Origin of the sequence: Variovorax sp. MSC1_012 (assembly GCF_023667525.1) — a bacterium.
Taxonomy (GTDB): domain Bacteria; phylum Pseudomonadota; class Gammaproteobacteria; order Burkholderiales; family Burkholderiaceae_C; genus Variovorax; species Variovorax beijingensis_B.
Map to the genome: position 1 here is coordinate 889,317 of NZ_JAMOZJ020000002.1, position 17,735 is coordinate 907,051.

Genomic DNA, 17,735 nt, shown 5'->3' on the forward strand with positions numbered 1-17,735 from the left:
CCCCATGCCCGAGCAAGACATTTCGCAATACCTGGCGTATCTGCTGGCCTCCGCCAACCGGCGCATGCGCATCGGCCTGGCCCAGTCGATCGCGGCGGAAGAGGTCACCGAGGAGCACTGGCGCATCCTCGAGGTGCTGGGCGACGAGCAGGGCCGCTCCATGGGCGAGCTGGCCGAACTGGTGCTGCTGAACCACCCCGCGCTCACCAAGAACATCGACAAGCTCGTGAGCCGCGGCCTGGTGCAGCGCGCGGCCGACGCGGCCGACAGCCGGCGCGTGCTGGTCTACATCACCGACCTCGGGCTGGAGACGGTGTCTAGGCTCAGGAAGAGCGTGGACGCGCATCACCACCTGATCGAGGAAGCGCTCGGCCCGCGCAAGACCAGCCAGCTCAAGAAGCTGCTGGAAACCTTCATCGACGAGTGCGAGGCCGGCTGAAGCATTCGCTGTCATGCACCTCGAACTATGAGTGTGCGCTCACATAAAAGACACCGTCAGAGGCCGGCCACGCCGCGCTGAAGCGCGAAGTCCAGCAGCACGCGGTCGGAGGGTTCCTCGGGCCAGGTGTCCTCGGCCAGCCAGCGGAAGAAGGTGGTCGCGGCCACGCGGCTGGCGGGGCCGTCGCGGCGCCAGGCGCGCGCGATGGGGGCCGCCACCTGGTCGAGCCGTTCGGCCTCGAAGCGCGTGCGCACCTCGGCCTGCATGGGCTGCGGCATCTCGGCGAACACCGCGCGCGCCTGTCCCATGCGGTCGTTCTCCCAGAGCTCGCGGATGCGCCGCAGCCGGTCGGCCTCCGACAGCACCGGCGCAGGCGGCGCCAGCGCCGGTGCCGGGCCGCTGCTGGGCGCCGGCTCCATCGCGGTCACGCCGGCATAGCCCTTCTTCAGCGCATCCTTGAAATACGCCGCCGGCGACTTGAGCACCGGCATCGAGGCATTGCGCAGCCGCTGGTCCACATGGTCGAGCGTGGCGCGGATCTGCCCTTCGTCGGTGGTGGCGTAGAGATCCTGCGCTTCGTCCTGCTTCAGGCCCAGCGCGATCAGCCGGCCGACCAGCGCCAGGTCGAAGACGTTGCGGTTCGACGCGCTGATGTCGCCCAGGCGCTGCTGGACCTTGGGAACGACCCGGAACTGGATCTCCTCGATCTTGCGGCCGCGCTTGTGCTCGATCAGCTCGAGCCCGAAGTCCTCGCACAGCGCATCGATCTCGGCCAGCGCCTTGCTGATGACGTCGCGCTTGAGGAAGCGGTAGTCGACTTCCTTGATGTCGCTGCGGCCCGTGAGCACCGCGGCCCACCAGACCACGTCCTCGCGCATCGACAGCCGCCCCGGCGAGGTCAGATAGCGCGCGCCGATCTCGTACAGCACCGCGGCGGAATAGCTGCGCATCTGGCTGCTCATCTCCAGCAACACGCGCGTGTACTGGTGCGGCTTGACCAGCCGCTCCTTGATCTCGTCCGGATAGCGCCAGGTCACCATGCAGGGGCGCCCCCTGCCCTGCTCCTCGATCGTGACCGTGCCGAGCAGCTGCGAGGACACCCAGCGCTTCAGGGAGCTGCTGCTGGTCGACCACTCGATGGTCGTGGCCTGCATGTCGCGCAGGTGCGACTTGAGCAGCTCGGTGTTGTTGGAGTTGAAGCGGGCGTCGCCGATCAGTTCGCTCAAGGTCAGCCGATAGACCGGCTCGTCCACGCCCTGGCGCTGCGAGTGGTAGAGCAGCGCGTTGTAGATGCGCCGCGACAGCAGGGTGAGCCGGCCGCGCTTGGGACGGATGGCAATGGCTTCGTTGGCCTTGGCAACGCTCTGCTCCTCCGCCGTGGGCGGCTGCCGCGGCGGAGACCGGGATTGTGAATTGTCTTCTTCGACCATGGTCCGCTGCGGCAATCAGATGGTTTCACATCATGCCTTCGCATTGTGATTCAGTCAATTCACATTAGACCAGCCATGGTGCCTTGGTATGTTTGCAGATAAACACTTGGGGAATTGAAGATTTGGGATTCCGCTTTCCTCCATGGTGACAATCACTTGGGTCCTCTCGTGTGAGATCGGATGGGATTGAATGTGAGAACGGATGGGATTTGGAGTGAGCCTTGTTGGGAGACAAGCGCCGCTTTTGTGAGTCCGGATGGGTTCCAATGTGAGTGGATATGGGTTCCCGCCCTGGGCAGCGCCCCTGTTTGGGGTCTGCGGCGGCACCCAGGCGCGCAAAAGACCTGCGCAAGGCGCCCTGCCCCCGGTTTTCGGATCCTGCGGCGCTTGGCATGCGAGGGGCTGGGGCCCTGGTCCCCAATCTTCCTCACAATACTTCGCGGCGCTGCAGCTGACTTCTCCGCGAAACTTGTTCATTCGACAGATTCTCATAGAATTGCCGTATTCCGTCGAATAAGGTCAAACAAAATGTCCGTTCCCGTCCCTCCTATCGTTGGAAACCTGGTTTCCAACGATGTCCAGGTGCCTCCCCGCCAAACCATCAACATGCAGAAGATCGCGGCGCTGGCGACCCGGGCCGGGTCGATGGTCGAGCAGATCCGGGGCATGCTGCTGGCGCCGGAAGCCCGCAAGATTCCGCCCACCTACTCCACCGCCCAGCTGGCTGCCCTGTGCGGCGTCGACAAGGCGCACGTGGCCTACCGCATCACCAAGGAAGATTTGCCGGCCGGCCGGCTGACCCCCTCGGGCGGCAAGCGCACCTTCGAGCTCGATGAGCTGCGCCGCTGGACCCGCACCTACCGCGCGGAAAAGATGCGGCCGGCCGGCCGCAAGGCCATCACCATCGCCGTGGGCAATTTCAAGGGCGGCGTGGCCAAGACGACCACGGCCATGGTGCTGGCGCAGGGGCTCAGCCTGCGCGGGCATCGCGTGCTCGCGATCGACACCGATCCGCAGGGTTCGCTCACCACGCTGCACGGCCTGCTGCCGGAAGCCGAGGTCACCGAGGACATGACCATCGGGCCGCTGTGCGACGGCTCCGAGAACGACATCCGCTACGCCATTCGCTCCACATACTGGGACGGCATCGACCTGGTCGCCGCCGCGCCCTTCCTGTTCTCGGCCGAGTTCGCCCTCCCCGCGCGACAGATGCAGCAGCCCGGCGCCAAGTTCTGGGACGTGCTGAACGAAGGCCTGGAGTCGGTGCGCGACCTGTACGACGTGATCGTGATCGACACGCCCCCTTCTCTTTCGTATGTCACGATCAATGCGCTGTGGGCGGCCAACGGCATCGTCGTTCCGGTGCCGCCCTCGGGCCTGGACTTCGCCTCGTCGGCGCAGTTCTGGTCGCTGCTCGCCGACCTGGGCGGCAACCTGGACGGCCAGAGCAAGGACCGCGAGGGCAAGGCCTTCGACTTCCTGCACGTGCTGCTGAGCCGCGTGGATGCGGCCGACCCGGCCATGCCCGCGGTGCGCCAGTGGATCCAGGCCACCTATGGCGAATACACGCTGCCGGTCGAGATTCCGAAGACCAGCGTGACCAGCAACAAGGCGGCCGAGTTCGCCACGGTCTACGATGTGCAGAAATACGAAGGCGCCGCCAAGACGTACAAGCGCGCCGTGGACGCCTACGATTCGTTCGTCGAACTCGTCGAGCAATCGGTGATCGGCGCATGGACGGCACAGGGAAGGGCGCAGCAATGAGAATGCCGGCCATGCTTTCCGGAGCCTCTTGGGGTGGAAACCTGGTTTCCACCGGGCGGCTCGCCCTGTATGAGTCTGGCATGACGCAAACCGTGGAAACCAGGTTTCCACTGCCGCGGCTTCCGCTGACCCGATGCGGCGCGGCAACGCCGCGGTACCTGCCGAAGGCCGCGGGCCCCACCTGCAGACGGCCCCGTTTCACGGGCTTCACGGCATCGAGCGCAGCGCAAGCCGCGCCAAGGAGTGTCCATCATGGCTAGCACCCGCAAGCGGCTGGAGGCGTTGACCGCCGGCCTGATGCTTCCCGAGGCGGCAAAGGATCCGGTCGATGCGCCGGCCCCGGCGGCTGCTCCCACGGTGCCCCCGTCGGCATCGAACACCGTGGAAACCAGGTTTCCACCGGCCGTCGGCGGCTCGCTCGCGCCGCGCACCGGTCCTGGCCAGATGATGGCTTTCCGCGGCCAGATCCAGCAGGTCGAAGGCGAGATGGCGGCGCTGCGCGAAAAGCTCAGCCAGTACGAAGGCTCGCTGCCGACGCGGAAGATGGATCCCAAGACCATCCATCCGAGCCGCTGGGCGAACCGCCACGACGCTTCGTTCACGAGCAGTGCCTTCGCGGGCCTGAAGGCGGACATCGAGCATGCCGGCGGCAACGTCCAGCCGATCCTGGTGCGGCCACTCAAGGATGAGCCCGGCCAGTTCGAGATCGTCTTCGGCCACCGCCGGCATCGGGCTGCGCTGGAGCTCGGCATTCCGGTGCTCGCGTCCATCTGGGTCGACGAGCTCGGCGACGCGGCGCTCTTCGCCGCCATGGATCGGGAGAATCGCGAGCGCGCGGATCTGTCCAACTACGAGCAGGGCCTGATGTACCAGCGCGCGCTGGAAGAACAGCTGTTCCCGACGCAGCGCCAGCTGGCCGAAGCGCTCGGCGTGAGCCATACCTGGGTGCGTAAGGCGCTCATGGTGGCGCAGCTGCCGACGGCCGTGGTGGAGTGCTTCCGCAGCCCCCTGGAGATCAGTTTCCGCCATGCCGAGCAGATCAATGCCGCCATGGAAAAGGACCGCCGCGGCGTCCTGAAGCGCGTGGAAAGGCTGCGGGGCCACAGCCTCGCGCCGGCCATGGTCGTCGCCCGGCTGCTCGATGCCAAGCCCGGTTTCGAACGCTCGGAAAAGCTCGATATCCTGTCGGCGGGGCAGAAGATAGGCACGCTGGTGCGCGCCAAGAGCGGAGAGATCACGATCACGATCGTTCCGGACGCTGCAACCGAGGCCAGCCAGGACGCGCTCGAAGCCGGCATCGCCGAAGCCCTGCGCAAGGCCCGCACGCTGTAATTCGCCTGCCCGGGGGAGGAGGGCAGGGCCAATGTGAGAACCGTTGGGATTTGCTCGTGCCGCTACTCCCAGGGATGAGGCAGCCGCAACGGCATCCGGGCCGGCGTCATGGCGTCACCATGGGGCGGGCAGGGGAACCAGAAGCGCAAAAGCGGCCCGCCTCGTGGGACCCGGCCCATTCGGGCTTGCGGCGCCTAGGGGCGGACCACAATGGCCGGAGGCTGGATGACGATCACAGGGGGCTGGACGACAACGCCCGGCGGCGGGCCTGCATAGACCGGCGCTTCGTACACGGGGGCGCGCGACGCGTGGTCCTTGCACTTGCGCTTTTCCTTGTACTCGCCGTTCTTCTCCCACTTGCGCTCGACCTTGCACCGGCCGTCCCAGAACTCTTCCTTGTGCTCGCGGCCGCCGTGCCGTCCTTTGCCGCGGCCGTGGCCGCTCTCGTCCTTGTACGGGTCCGCGGCGGCGGGTGCAATGACACTGGCGGCGAGCAGGGCAACCAGGGCCAGGGGGCGCAGAAGCGGATTCATGAAAGACGTCGAATGTGATTTATTCCCATGGTCGGGCATCTTACGAGAGGCAACGCGGCCGGCGCCCCAGGGGCCGACGGGGAGAAGCCACGGGCCTGCAGAACAGGGGGGCCTGGAGGGGGCGGATCCCGGGGATCAGCGGCTGTTGCATGGTTCCCACGGCTTCCGGTGGCGACCACAGACCCTGAGCAACCCGGATAAAATCCAATCAAATCAACAACTTAGGCGAAGGTGCTCGCGGAGATGCTTGGTTGCAACACAAAATGTGTATTGATGATTACTTCAGTTATCATCAGCCAATTCATGACAACGACCACCGTACCAGACGGCCGGCCGGCATCCGCCCAGGCCGTGTTGCATCCCGCCATACCGGCGAGATGCAGCGCCGCATGAGTGCGACAGACATGCCTGCCGTTCCCACACCCTCCCAACTGTCCCACATCGATGACGACGAGCTCGCGCGCCTGGCGTCGAACTGGCGGGCCCTTGCGGGCCGCGGCGACCGCGAGGCCTTCGGCATCGCGCATGCGCTCGAGGTCGAGCAGCGCCGGCGCACGCGCGTGAGCCAGCTGCAGCAGTTGCCGGAGGATCCCGGACCGGCGCCGCGCCCGTGGTGGAAGTTCTGGCAGTCGACGGACGGCGAGCGGAACCCGACATCGGCCTCATGAAGGCCCTGATTCCGCGCAAGCTGCACCGCGGACACTTCGCGTTCATGCGGGCGCTGGCCCAGGGGCTCGACGAACGGGCCAGCTGGGACCGCTACCTGCGGCTGGAAGGCGAACACACCGACCTGCGGACCGTGCGCCGCACCATCGCCTGGATCCGCGACGAATTCGCGGCGGCGGCGCGGCGCGAGCACAAGCCCGGCACCGCTCGCCTGATCCTGCTCGATGCCGACCGCTTTTCCGCGGCGCCGGCGCTGCCGAGCCTGGCCGAGTTCGCCGTGGCGAACGGCCTGGAGGATTTCTCCGAGTCCGAACAGGTCGAGGCCTACGAGGCCGCCTACCCGGCCGCGGGCAAGGCCGGGCAGGGCGCCCGGCCCTCGCGGCGCGCGCGCGTGGTGGAGCGCCAGCTCGAAGCACTGCGCTGGCTCGAGAACCTGGTCGCCCAGGACCCGCGACCGCTGGACAGCGTGTCGGCATGGCTCAATCCCTCGGTGGCAAGCCGCCTGGAACGCGCCGGCCTGCGCACGCTCCATGCGCTGGTCGAGCACATCAACGGCATCGGCTCGCGCTGGTGGGTGCATGTGCCGGGCGTGGGCGAGCTGAAGGCGGCGCGCATCCTCGACTGGCTGCGCGCCAACGAACAGGTGCTGGGGCTGCGCATCGGCGCCCACGCGATGACGCCCCGGGCGCAACTCGGCCCGCTGGCGCTTGCGGCCGTGGTGCCGGGCGGCACCGCGCTCGTGCCTTATGAGAAGTTCGTGCTCCCCGCCGAGCTCGACGGCAGCGCAGGCACCAACCGCGCGCCGCGCGGGCGGTGCCTCCTGATGGCAACCAACGACCACGAGGCCGTGGGGGCCTGGCTCAGCGCCAAGCGCGCGGGCGACGCCACTGCCGACCTGTCGGCCACCCAGCGCGCCTACCGCAAGGAGGCCGAGCGCCTGCTGCTCTGGGCCGTGCTGGAGCGCGGGAAGGCGCTGTCGTCGCTCACCGTCGAGGATGCGATCGACTACCGCGACTTCCTGCTCGATCCGCCCGCCCACTGGTGCGGCGCGCGCCATCACCAGCGCTGGTCGCCGCTGTGGCGGCCGATGGAAGGGCCGCTGGCACCCTCGGCGCTGCGCCAGGCCATCGCGATCCTGCGCAGCCTGCATGCCTTCCTGGTGAACCAGAGCTACCTCGTGGGCAACCCCTTTGCCACCCTGGCGCCGCCCGCGAGCCTGCAGCAGCCACTGGATTCCAGCCGCGCGCTGAGCTTCGCGCAGTGGGACCATGTCGATGCGCTGCTTCAGGCGCATGCCGATACCGAAGCCAGGCGCCGGCTGCGGCGCGGCATGCGCTGGCTCTATGCGACCGGCCTGCGGCTGGCCGAGATCACCAGCGCCAAGTGCGAGGACCTCGAGCAGATCGAGTACCGCACTGCCGACGGCGCGTCGGCCACCGGCTGGCAGCTGGCGGTGGCGGGCAAGGGCGGGCGCTGCCGCCGGGTGCCGGTGCCGCCGGCGCTGGTGGTCGAGCTGGAGGACGAGCTCGCCCGCCACGGCTTCGAGCGGCAGGTCGGCGCCATGAGCAATCGCGGCATCCACGTGCTGGCGCGATTCGACGCCGAACTCCGGCGTCCGGCCGCATGGTCGGCCTCGGGCCTGTATCAGGCGATCAAGGCCTTTGTCGGCCAGGCCGCCGCCGGCCTGCGCGGTGCCGAAGCGCAGCAGCTCAAGAAAGCGAGCACTCACTGGCTGCGACACTCGCACGGATCCCATGCGCTGCGGGGGAGGGAAGGGCAGGTGCCCGTGCCGATCCAGGTCGTGCAGAACAACCTCGGACACGCCTCGGTGGGAACCACGGCCATGTACCTGGCCGCCGCGCAGGCGCAGAGCCATACCGAAATGCGCTAGCTGCTAGCGCGCCTGGGCGCTCGCTCGCGGGCCGCAATCTGCGCAAGATGCGAGCCATGCAAACACCGGTTCCCCGCCTTTCGGTCCCCGCCGCCACGGAGGCACACCATGCCAGCTAGCACCATGGACAAGGACTGGCTGTGCTTTCACCCGAGTCCGTCGAAGCCGCGCTTCACGCCTCCGCCGGGCGCGGTGGACGCCCACTGCCACGTCTTCGGCCCCGCGGCCGTGTTTCCCTACGCGCCCGAGCGCAGGTACACGCCCTGCGACGCTTCGAAAGAAGAGCTCTTCGCCCTGCGCGCCCTGCTGGGTTTCGAGCGCAACGTGATCGTGCAGGCCACCTGCCACGGCAGCGACAACCGTGCGCTGCTCGATGCCATCGCACACTCGAACGGGCGCGCGCGCGGCGTGGCCTCGGTCGCACCGGACGTGAGCGATGCCGAACTGCACCGGCTGCACGAGGCCGGCGTTCGCGGCGTGCGCTTCAACTTCCTCAAGCGCCTGGCGGACTTCACGCCGCGCGAGGTGCTGATGCGCATCGCCGAGCGCATCGCGCCGCTCGGCTGGCACGTGGTCGTGTACTTCGAGGCGCAGGACCTGCCCGAGCTCTGGGATTTCTTCACCCGCCTGCCGACGACCGTGGTGGTCGATCACATGGGCCGGCCTGATGTCGCCCAGCCGGTCGACGGGCCGCAGTTCGAGCGCTTCGTGCGGCTGATGCGCGAGCATCCGAACGTGTGGTCGAAGGTGAGTTGCCCCGAGCGCATGTCGGTCTCCGGGCCGCCGGCCTACGATGATGTCGTGCCGTTCGCGCAGCGCCTGGTCGAGACCTTCCCGGACCGCGTGCTGTGGGGCACCGATTGGCCGCATCCCAACCTCAAGACGCACATGCCCGACGACGGCACGCTGGTCGACATGATTCCTCGCATCGCGCGCACCGCGCAGCTGCAGCAGCAACTGCTCGTGGACAACCCGATGCGGCTGTACTGGATCTGAGAGCGGCAAGCGCTTGCCGCAGGGGATGGCGGGCCTAGACTCCACTTCATGGACCTCAAGCAGCTGGAGTACTTCGTTCGCGTGGCCGAGCTGGGGAGCTTCACGCGCGCGTCGATCGTGATCGACGTGGCCCAGCCCGCGCTCAGCCGGCAGGTGCGCCAGCTCGAAGTGGAGCTGCGGCAGAACCTGCTGACGCGCAACGGCCGCGGCGTCACGCTGACCGACGCGGGCACGCTCCTGCTGGCGCATGCCAGGGGCATCCTGCACCAGATCGAGCGCGCCAAGGAAGACCTCGGCCGCATGCGCGGCGCGCTGGCCGGCCGCGTCGCGGTGGGTTTGCCGCCGAGCATCGCCAAGCGCATTGCCGTGCCGCTGACCCGCGCCTTCCGCCAGCAGCTGCCCGATGCGCGCCTTGCCATCACCGAGGCGCTTTCGAGCGCGCTGCTGGAATCGGTGACCGCGGGCCGCATCGACCTCGCGCTGCTCTACAACCCCGCGCCCTCGGCCGACATCGACAGCGTGGTCATCCTCGAAGAAGACCTGTACCTGGTCGGACCGGCCACGCAGCCCGGCGGGGAGGTCTCGCTGCGCGAGGTGGCGTCGCAGCCGCTCGTCATTCCGACCCAGCCCAATTCCATCCGCATGCTGGTCGAGGCGGAAATGGCCAACATCGGATGCCGCCCGGCCATCGCGATGGAGATCGACGGCGTGGCCGCGATCCTCGATCTTGTCATCGATGGTGTGGGCTCGGCGGTGCTGTCCTCGAACGCGGTGCTCACCGCACCTCGACCGGAGGCTTTCGGCACTCGGCGGATCGTGGATCCTCCGCTGCGCAGCCGGCTGGCATTGGCCGTCAGTTCGCAGCGGCCGGCCACGCTGACCCAGCAGGCCGTTCTGAAGCTGGTGCGCGAGGTGGTCGATCAGACGATGAACGCTTCGCCGCCACCGGCGCTCACTGCTTCGGAATGCCGGCCAGGCGGATGACTTCCGACCAGCGCTGAATCTCGTCCCTCAAGAGGTCCGCCTGCTGCTGCGGCGTGCTTCCCTGCGCCTCCACGCCGAGCTGGCGCAGCCGCTCCTTGACCTCCGGTGCGGCCAGCGCCGCGTTGGCTTCCTTGTTGAGCCTCGCGATGACCGCGGGCGGCGTCTTCGCAGGCACGGCAAGAGCGTTCCACGACGAGACCTTGAAACCGGGCGCGCCGCTCTCCGCGACCGTCGGCGTGTCCGGAAGTGCGAACGAGCGCTTCGCGCCCATGACCGCGATGGCGCGCAGCGACTTGCCGCTGAGCTGCCCGAGGATCGGTGCGAGGATCTCGACACCGGCGTCGACCTGCCCGCCGCGCAGCGCCGTGATCAGCGCGGGCGAGCCGTTGAACGGAATCACCTGCGCGTCGATGCCGGTGCTGCGCTTGAAGAGTTCGGCCGCCAGGTGCTGCGTGCTGCCCACGTTGATCGTGCCGATGTTGACAGTGCCGGGATGCGCCTTCGCGTGGGCCAGCAGCTCCTGCATCGTCTTGAACCTGGCGTCGGCGGCCGTCACCACGGCCATGTCGAAATAGCCGAGCGTCGACACCGGCGCAAAGTCGCGGACGGTGTCGAACGGCAGGCGCTTGAACAGCCCCGCGCTCACGGCATTGCCGTTGGACATCAGCAGCATGGTGAGCCCGTCCGGCGCCGCCTTGGCCACCGCATCGGAAGCGACCACGCCGCCGGCGCCCGGCTTGTTGTCCACGATGATGCTCTGGCCCATGGACTGCGACATCTTCTGCGCGACGGTGCGCGCCGTGAGGTCGGCCACGCCGCCGGGGCCGAAGGGCACGACGAGGCGGATCGGCTTGGTGGACGACGGCGGCTGCTGCGCGTTCGCGCCTGTGCAGAGCAACGAGAGTGCGGCCAGCGCGAGCGCCGAACGCCGGGTGGTTTTGAGCAGGATGTTTTTCATGAGCTTCGACTCCGGTGTGGGGCAAGCATGCACGGCACCTCAGAAGCGGTGCCGCACGCCGAGCGCGAGGCTGGCCCGCCGCGCATATCCCGTGAGGTGGTCCGAGAGATAGACCGCGTAGAGATCGGTGCGCTTCGAAAGGAAGTGGTCGTAGCCGAGCGCCGCCGTGGTGCGGCGCGCGTCGGCCAGCGGCGTGTCGCGCTGCGTGCGGGCGACCGACGCCATCACGCGGCCCGCGCCCACGGGCGCCGCAGCGCCGAGCTGGGTGGTGCGGGTACGGGTGCGGATGTCGGGCGTGTCGGTATGAAAGTACTGGCCGTAGACCTTCACCATGCCGAAGTCGTACGAGAGCCCGGCCATCTGCGCCTTCTGGCTCGCAATGGGCGCGGCAAGGCCCGGGCCCACCTTCACCTGCTGGGCGGAGATCACCGCGGCGAACGGGCCGTTCGCGTAGTGGACGGTCAGGTTCAGGTTGTGCCGGCCGGGCCGGTCCGCCACTTCGCCCAATCCGTACGCCGCGGACACCCGGAACCCCGCCATCTCGGGCGAGGCGTACTGGATGGTGTTGTCCCAGACGCTGTCGCCCAGCACCGCGCGGTTGTAGCCCGTGTTCCAGACCTGCAGCATGACCGGGCTCAGGTTGGCAGAGGCGAGGAAGGGATTGAAGTTGCCCGTGGCCGCATAGAGCGCGTTGGTCTGCCGGCCCAGGCTCAGTTGGCCGTAGGCGCCGCCGAGGCCGACATAGGAATTGCGCGAGAAGTAGGGATCGGCCGAAGTCCTTCCGAAGGTGCCGCTGTCGGCCTGGATGAAACTCTCCAGCGCGAAGAACGCCCGCAGGCCGCCGCCCAGGTCCTCGGTGCCCCGCATGCCCCAGAAGGAGGTCGTCATGCCGCCGCTGTTCAAGACCTTGGTGCGGCCGGGCTGGTCGCTGCGGCGCAGCGAGCCCACGTATTGGTCGAGCACGCCGTAGATGCTTGCGCCTTCTGTGGACGCGTCCTGTGCAAAGGCCGGGCAGATTCCGAGCGAAGCTGTCGTGAGGCCCGCCGCAAGGCAGGCGCGAGCGCGCATATCCATTCGTTTGTCTCCATCTTTTTTGAAGCGCCGGGGGCTGTCCTGGGTCGGCGCCGGCGTGATGGACTATCGCCACTCGGGCGGCGGCTCGCTATCCGGCCCGGGCACTTTTAGATATGTCGCGGCGGCATAGCTGGCGCACGCGCCTTCCTCGCTAAGATGCGCGCGGGACCGCATCGCCATTGCCACCGAGGACATCTCTTTGACCATCAACCTGCAAACGCTCAAGTGCGGTGAATGCGGCAGCGGCATGCTCCAGCGCTCGGGGCTCAACCAGTACGCCTGCGCGCATTGCGGCTCGGTGTCGATCGTCGAGGACAACGTCTCCGACCGGCTGGAGCGCGTGCTCGAGCAGGTCAAGGACGAAGCCGGACGAAGGCTGGCGGTCGAACAGTCAGCGCGCGGCCAGAGCGCGGTCCGGTTGGTGGGCCTGGCGGTTGCGGCGGTCGTGGTGCTGGTCGCCGGTGTTTTCGGCGTCATGGCCTATGTCGTGGACCGCAACCAGCCGGAGCGCGCCTCGATGGCGCCGCGCACGATCCCGAGCGAGGGCCTGCGGCTCGAGGCGCGCCAGGTGCTGGCGGGCAGCGGCAGTCCGGCGCAGCCCTGGCTGCTGGTGACGGCGCGCAACGAGAGCGGCACCGCGATCGAGCGGCCGAAAGTCAATGCGATCTTCTACGACCGCGACAGCCGCATCGGCGAGCACAGCGAATCGCTGCCGATCGGCACGCTGATGCCCGGCGAGACGGCGCCTGTGCTGATCAAGCTGCCGAGCGACCAGGCCGTCACGCGCTACGAGCTGCGGGCCGACGCGCTGTCGACGCCGTTCTGGACGACCGAGGGTCCGCCGCTGCAGTTCACGCGCGTGCGCCTGGTGCAGCAGGCGGACGAGGTGTGGCTGTTCGGCCGCCTCGCCAACGCGCGCCACGACGCCATGGCGCTGACCATCGTCGAAGTGCTGGTCACGCTGTACGACGATGCCGGGGCGGTCATCGGTGTCGGGCGGGGCTTTTCGCAGGCCACCGAACTCAGGCCCGGCGAACGCAGCGCGGCGGAAGTGCGCATCGAGCGCCTTGGCAACCGCAAGGTGCCGATCGCGGCATGGGACTACCGCATCGACTACAGCCTGACCGAAGGCGCACAGCAGGCCAAGAAGCGCGTGCTGACGAGCAGCAGCCGCGTGATCCGCACGGCCGGCGCGCCCGAGATATTGCGCGCATCGCAGCGCCTGAGCAGCGCGGACATGCTGGCCGACAGCGGTGCCGAGCAGGCCGGCAAGGCGCGCTGAGGTCGCGGCGGGCCGGGCTACTTTCTCCTGCGGCCTGATGACGCCGGCTGCGCCGAGGTCTGCGAAGGCGCCGCGCCACCATCCACGCCCAGACGGCCGCCGCCGCCCAGGCCCTGGCCGCGCACCGTCTGCGCCTTGTAGCTGCGCAGCGAACGCACCATCTGGTTGAAAGCGTCCATGAAGGCCGCTGCGATCAGCTTGCCCTGCGGCGTGCGGGTGTAGCCGCCGACATTGCCGCCGCCGCGCAAGCCGCTCAGCTCGCCGAAGCCCGCGAAGTCGGTCTTGGAGGCGCTGCCTTCCGACGCTGCGACCTGCACGCCCGAACGGTTGTCGATGAGCGTCAGCAGGGCCGCGGCTTCCTTGGTCTGGAGGCTGGCGCCCAGGCTCGCGATGGCGCGGCCGCGGCCGCCGCCGACCAGCCCGCCAATGGTGCCGCCGAGCCCGCCCGCGTCGTTGTTGCTGAACACGATCTCGGGCGACAAGCCGTAGTCGGAAGCCACCATCTGGCCGCGGCCGAAGTTGCTGCCGCCGCGCATTTCACCCGACTGCATGAGCGCGCGCTCGCGCGTCATCGCGTTCATGCCCGAGGCGCCGCGCTCCACCACCACGAAGCAGTTCGACTGCTGCACCAGCAGGCGCAGCAGGTTGGCCGTGGGCGGCAGCTTGTATTCGCCGGTGAGCACGGTGTACCAGCCGGCATCGACGTTCTCGATCAGCGAGACGGTGCCCAGCGGCGAATCGCAGCGCTCGAGGGCGCTGCTCTCACCGGAGGTGGCCGAGCCCGCGGCGCTGCCCGTTGCGACTGTCTTGGCCGACTGGCTGCCCATCTGCATGTCGAGCGCGGGCATGTTCTGGCAGCCGGCAAGCGCCAGTAGCGTTGCCGCTGCTGCCGCGGCCATGGCCGATTTCGAAAGCGCGCGCTGCTGGCGTGGCTTGCCTGTGGACTTCTTCATGCGATCCTCCCCCGTTGGTTGCGAAAGGGCCGGAATGCGGCCCTGCGCAAATTTAGTGGGAAGGCAAGATTGCCCACAGTGTCTAAAGTCACTTCTTGCGCCGATGCGGGTTGTCCGGCCCGCAGCAGCCCGCGGGACCTCACTTGATGTCGAATACGCTGATCTTGGTGGGCTGCACCACCTGGCGGATCGTGGGTGCATTCGGGTACTGGGCCACAACCTCCGTGCGCAGTTCAAACCCACGATACGGGCCCTCCGCGGCGACCCAGCTGATCTTGTCGAAGGTCTGTGTCGTGGGCGAGGAGGTGATGGGAGTGTTCACCTGATGGGTGGTGAACTTGCAGACCGCGAAGGTTCCCACAGCACTCTGGAGGGTCTCGCGACCCACGTAGGTGTAGGACGTCGTCGTGGTACCTTCCTCGACGCGGTCGGCGTATTCGTTCCTCGTCGTGTACGTGAAATCGAAGGTCTGTCCGGGCTCCATGGCGATCGGTTGCCGATTCGGCGGGACGCTTATCTGACGGACATTGCTGCTGGTCATGCCGTAGTTCAGCAGGAAGCTGTCCTGAATGGCGCTGTATCCCATGTTGGTTCCTGCTTGGCTGCCGTCGTCTCCATAGAAATCTACCTTCGTTTCCATGGTCGCCGCGCCATTGAACTCCTTGGGCCCCGTGACGGTGCTCACGATGCGCCGAGGCGGCGTAGCGCCATCCCCGCTGACGGTCAATTCGAAGTCCATGGTTGTTCCGGTCCGGAGGAACCCTTCGTTGAAGCAGGGCGCCGAACTGGTGGCCGATGCCACCGTGACGGTGACCGTGATCGTAGCGGCCGCAGATGTGAGTTCGGTGGCATCGGACACGGTGTAGCTGACCACGGTCGGGCTGCCGGTGAAGCCGCTCGCGGGAGCGAACACCACGGTTCCCTCGCTGCCAACCTGCCAGCTTCCCTCGTTGGGCACCTGCAGGCTGCGTCCGTCGCCGGACAAGGTGGCGCCGGCTGGTGGCTGCACGAAGCGCACCGAGTTGCGGTCGAGGTTGCCGTCGGCATCCTGGTCGTTGTCGAGCACGTTGATGGTGATGCTGGCACCCGCCTGGCCGCTGGCACTGTCGTTGGTTGCCACTGGGGCGGTACCGGTGGGGCTGCTGCCTGTGCCGCCCGCGGGGTTGCCTGCGCCTGCGCCGGGAGTACCCGCGCCGGCAGGGAGCCCGCCTGCAAAGCCGCCACCGCCCGAGCCGCCCCCGCCGCATGCCACCATTGCCGCCGCGACGGCCGCAGCCACCGCACCCATTGCCCATGGATTCTTCTTCATACGATTCTCCCTGTTGAATTGTCAAAGGGCCGAGATCCGGCCCCGTGTCAATTTAGGGGAAGCGAAGACGGCGCCACAGTGTCCAAAGTCACTTCTTGCGCCGATGCAACGCCGGTTGCCCGGATCGCAGCGGCCCGCAGGATCTCGCTTGACATCAAAAACACTGATCTTGGTGGTTTGCAGCATCTGGCGGATCCTGGGGGCATTCGCATACGGCCCCACACTCCAGAGGTGCTCTCGACCTATGGAGGTGCAGGACATTGCCCGATGAGCCTGATCGCCTGAAGCTCAGAGAGCATCCGGACGAACGTCGAGATCCACGAGCTCGCCGATGGCCTGCATGAGCATTCCCGCGCTGACCGGTTTGAACAGCACGGGCACACCACACGCGCGCACACGCTGCAATCGGTCGGGCGCCGTCTCGCCGGTGATCAACAGCATTGGCGCATCGAGCCGGAAGCGCTCGCGCAGCCGCTGTCCGACCTGAAGTCCCTCGGCGCCTTCCGCCAGGCGGTAGTCGCACATCAGCAATGCCACGGGGTGCGCATCCGCGTCGGACTGCATGAGCACTTCCACCGCTTCGGCCTCCCCAGCCACCGCCACGACGTCGAATCCATAGGCACGCATGAGTTCGGTCATCGCCTCGCGGATGTCTTCCTCGTCGTCGATCAGCAGGACGCGTCCCTCCAGTTCCGGCACCCGGAAGTAGTGACGCACGGGCGATTCGAGTTCCTGCAAGGGAAGGCCGTCCTGCAATGCTTGCATTGGTTCGGCCAGCGGCATCGTCAGGCGAAAGCGCGTGCCGCGTCCGGGGCGGGATCGCAGTTCGATCGGATGATCGAGCAAGCGGCCCAGGCGCCGCACGATCGACAGGCCGATGCCCAGGCCGCGGGAACGGTCGCGTCCGGGGTTGTTCACCTGGTAGAACTCTTCGAATATCCGATCCGCCTGTTCCGGGGCGATGCCGATGCCGGTATCGCGGATTTCGATCCACACGCGTTCGCCGCGAGTGCGCGCGATCACGGTAACCCCGCCCTGCGGGGTGTACTTCAAGGCGTTTTCGACGAGGTTCGAGAGCATTCGGTACAGCAGTTGTGGATCGCTGCGCACCCACAAGCCGCTGGCCCGCACGCGCAACTGGAGCTTCTTGCGCTCAGCCTGCATCGCGAACGTGTTGTTGAGAAGAAGGAACAGCGCGTCGAGTTCCAGCGCGTGTGGCACAGGCTGCACGACGCCTGCGTCGAGGCGGGAGATGTCGAGCATGGCGTCCAACGAAGTCCCGAGGGCATCGACCGCACGCATCAGGCGCTCGACGTGCCTGGCCTCGGGGCGTCTGCGCAACGCATTTCCCAGCGCGGCACCGAACAGGGCGATGGCATGCATAGGCTGGCGCAGGTCATGGCTGGCCGCGGCCAGGAACCGGGTCTTTTCGGCGCTGGCACGCTCGGTGGCGGCGATCTGCTCGCGCAACCGGGCAGCGAGTGCTTCGTTCTCGAACTGCAGGATCAACGAAGCCGTGAGCCGCTTGTTCTGCTTGACGCCCTCACTCAGCGTCAGCACCAGGTTGACGAAGGCGAAGCCGGCCAGGAACCAGTTGAGCGCGCCGCCATACCAGGCCAGCGAGATGATCAGCCCACTCATCATGGGAATGCCGTAGCCGAACATCGCGGCCTTGAGGGGCCAGCGGGCTTGTACCGCACGGGTCCAACTGCCCATGATCACCACCGTCACGAATGTGGTCAGCATCGGGTTCTGGATGACGACGAGAAAGAGGCTGCAAGGCGCGGTCATCATGCTGATCAGGGTGCCGATCCGGGCGTATTTCCGTGCCCAAAAGGGGCTCTCGGAGACCGGCACCTGCGGTGTCCAGCGCGACGTGAGCAGGGCGTACAGGTCCACCAGGACGATCATCGCGATCAGTGCGACAACCAGCAGCCGATAGGCCGGGGCGATACTGAAATAGCCGAAGCATCCGATGCAGATCGCAAAGCCCATGTGCGCGACGACGGCCGTGGTGTACTCCGCGTACACCGAGGCCACGTGCTCGCGCAGCACCCGCATCCTGAGCGTGGCATCGACAGTCACCCGCCCCGGCGTGGTCGGGTCGTTCATTTCGTTTCCTCC

The 17,735-nt window shown here is 67.6% G+C and carries 15 protein-coding genes; 8 read left to right on the top strand and 7 right to left on the bottom strand.

Features of this window, described 5'->3' with window-relative positions; all coding sequences use genetic code 11:
- Positions 1 to 4 precede the first annotated feature (4 nt).
- Positions 5 to 439, top strand: coding sequence for a MarR family transcriptional regulator (locus L1081_RS29675; protein ID WP_489417065.1), 435 nt, complete (start codon positions 5 to 7; stop codon positions 437 to 439).
- A 56-nt stretch (positions 440 to 495) separates the two neighbouring features.
- Here L1081_RS29675 and L1081_RS29680 read toward each other — a convergent pair whose 3' ends face one another.
- Complete coding sequence (locus L1081_RS29680) at positions 496 to 1,869, bottom strand: replication initiation protein (protein WP_489417066.1); 1,374 nt, start codon at positions 1,867 to 1,869, stop codon at positions 496 to 498.
- A 582-nt stretch (positions 1,870 to 2,451) separates the two neighbouring features.
- On the opposite strand from L1081_RS29680, the gene L1081_RS29685 reads away from it, so the two are divergent.
- Positions 2,452 to 3,633 (top strand): AAA family ATPase, encoded by a 1,182-nt coding sequence (locus tag L1081_RS29685; protein ID WP_230537868.1) that lies wholly within the window; start codon positions 2,452 to 2,454, stop codon positions 3,631 to 3,633.
- 252 nt (positions 3,634 to 3,885) lie between these two features.
- Positions 3,886 to 4,965, top strand: a complete 1,080-nt coding sequence (locus tag L1081_RS29690; protein WP_489417067.1) for a ParB/RepB/Spo0J family partition protein — start codon at positions 3,886 to 3,888, stop codon at positions 4,963 to 4,965.
- Positions 4,966 to 5,159: 194 nt separating this feature from the next.
- Here L1081_RS29690 and L1081_RS29695 read toward each other — a convergent pair whose 3' ends face one another.
- On the bottom strand, positions 5,160 to 5,498 hold the full coding sequence (locus L1081_RS29695; RefSeq protein ID WP_489417068.1) for a hypothetical protein: 339 nt from the start codon (positions 5,496 to 5,498) through the stop codon (positions 5,160 to 5,162).
- 389 nt (positions 5,499 to 5,887) lie between these two features.
- On the opposite strand from L1081_RS29695, the gene L1081_RS29700 reads away from it, so the two are divergent.
- From L1081_RS29700 to L1081_RS29715, 4 genes are all read left to right on the top strand, one after another.
- Positions 5,888 to 6,166: a hypothetical protein gene (locus tag L1081_RS29700; RefSeq protein WP_489417069.1), complete on the top strand. Its 279-nt coding sequence runs from the start codon at positions 5,888 to 5,890 to the stop codon at positions 6,164 to 6,166.
- Positions 6,163 to 8,055 (top strand): phage integrase family protein, encoded by a 1,893-nt coding sequence (locus tag L1081_RS29705; RefSeq protein ID WP_489417070.1) that lies wholly within the window; start codon positions 6,163 to 6,165, stop codon positions 8,053 to 8,055. The genes L1081_RS29700 and L1081_RS29705 overlap by 4 nt, the downstream gene beginning before the upstream one ends.
- Before the next feature lie 108 nt (positions 8,056 to 8,163).
- The gene (locus tag L1081_RS29710) at positions 8,164 to 9,051 is read left to right on the top strand and encodes an amidohydrolase family protein (protein ID WP_489417071.1); all 888 of its coding nucleotides are present in this window, start codon (positions 8,164 to 8,166) and stop codon (positions 9,049 to 9,051) included.
- A gap of 48 nt (positions 9,052 to 9,099) precedes the next feature.
- A complete protein-coding gene (locus L1081_RS29715) occupies positions 9,100 to 10,035 on the top strand; it encodes a LysR substrate-binding domain-containing protein (RefSeq protein ID WP_489417072.1) in 936 nt (311 codons plus the stop codon).
- Here the strand turns inward: L1081_RS29715 and L1081_RS29720 are convergent.
- On the bottom strand, positions 10,004 to 10,993 hold the full coding sequence (locus L1081_RS29720) for a tripartite tricarboxylate transporter substrate-binding protein (protein WP_489417073.1): 990 nt from the start codon (positions 10,991 to 10,993) through the stop codon (positions 10,004 to 10,006). The two genes, L1081_RS29715 and L1081_RS29720, sit on opposite strands and share 32 nt — an antisense overlap.
- Positions 10,994 to 11,032: 39 nt before the next feature.
- A complete protein-coding gene (locus L1081_RS29725; protein WP_489417074.1) occupies positions 11,033 to 12,067 on the bottom strand; it encodes a porin in 1,035 nt (344 codons plus the stop codon).
- Positions 12,068 to 12,266: 199 nt separating this feature from the next.
- Here L1081_RS29725 and L1081_RS29730 point away from each other — a divergent pair, with 199 nt between their 5' ends.
- Positions 12,267 to 13,349, top strand: a complete 1,083-nt coding sequence (locus L1081_RS29730) for a hypothetical protein (protein WP_489417075.1) — start codon at positions 12,267 to 12,269, stop codon at positions 13,347 to 13,349.
- Positions 13,350 to 13,366: 17 nt separating this feature from the next.
- Here the strand turns inward: L1081_RS29730 and L1081_RS29735 are convergent, their stop codons facing one another.
- The 3 genes from L1081_RS29735 to L1081_RS29745 form a co-directional block, all read right to left on the bottom strand.
- On the bottom strand, positions 13,367 to 14,248 hold the full coding sequence (locus L1081_RS29735) for a CsgG/HfaB family protein (RefSeq protein ID WP_489418008.1): 882 nt from the start codon (positions 14,246 to 14,248) through the stop codon (positions 13,367 to 13,369).
- Between the two features lie 193 nt (positions 14,249 to 14,441).
- Positions 14,442 to 15,611 carry a cadherin-like domain-containing protein gene (locus L1081_RS29740; RefSeq protein ID WP_489417076.1) on the bottom strand — a complete coding sequence of 390 codons (1,170 nt, stop codon included), beginning with the start codon at positions 15,609 to 15,611 and terminating at the stop codon, positions 14,442 to 14,444.
- Between the two features lie 288 nt (positions 15,612 to 15,899).
- On the bottom strand, positions 15,900 to 17,723 hold the full coding sequence (locus tag L1081_RS29745; protein WP_489417077.1) for an ATP-binding protein: 1,824 nt from the start codon (positions 17,721 to 17,723) through the stop codon (positions 15,900 to 15,902).
- Between the last annotated feature and the right edge of the window lie 12 nt (positions 17,724 to 17,735).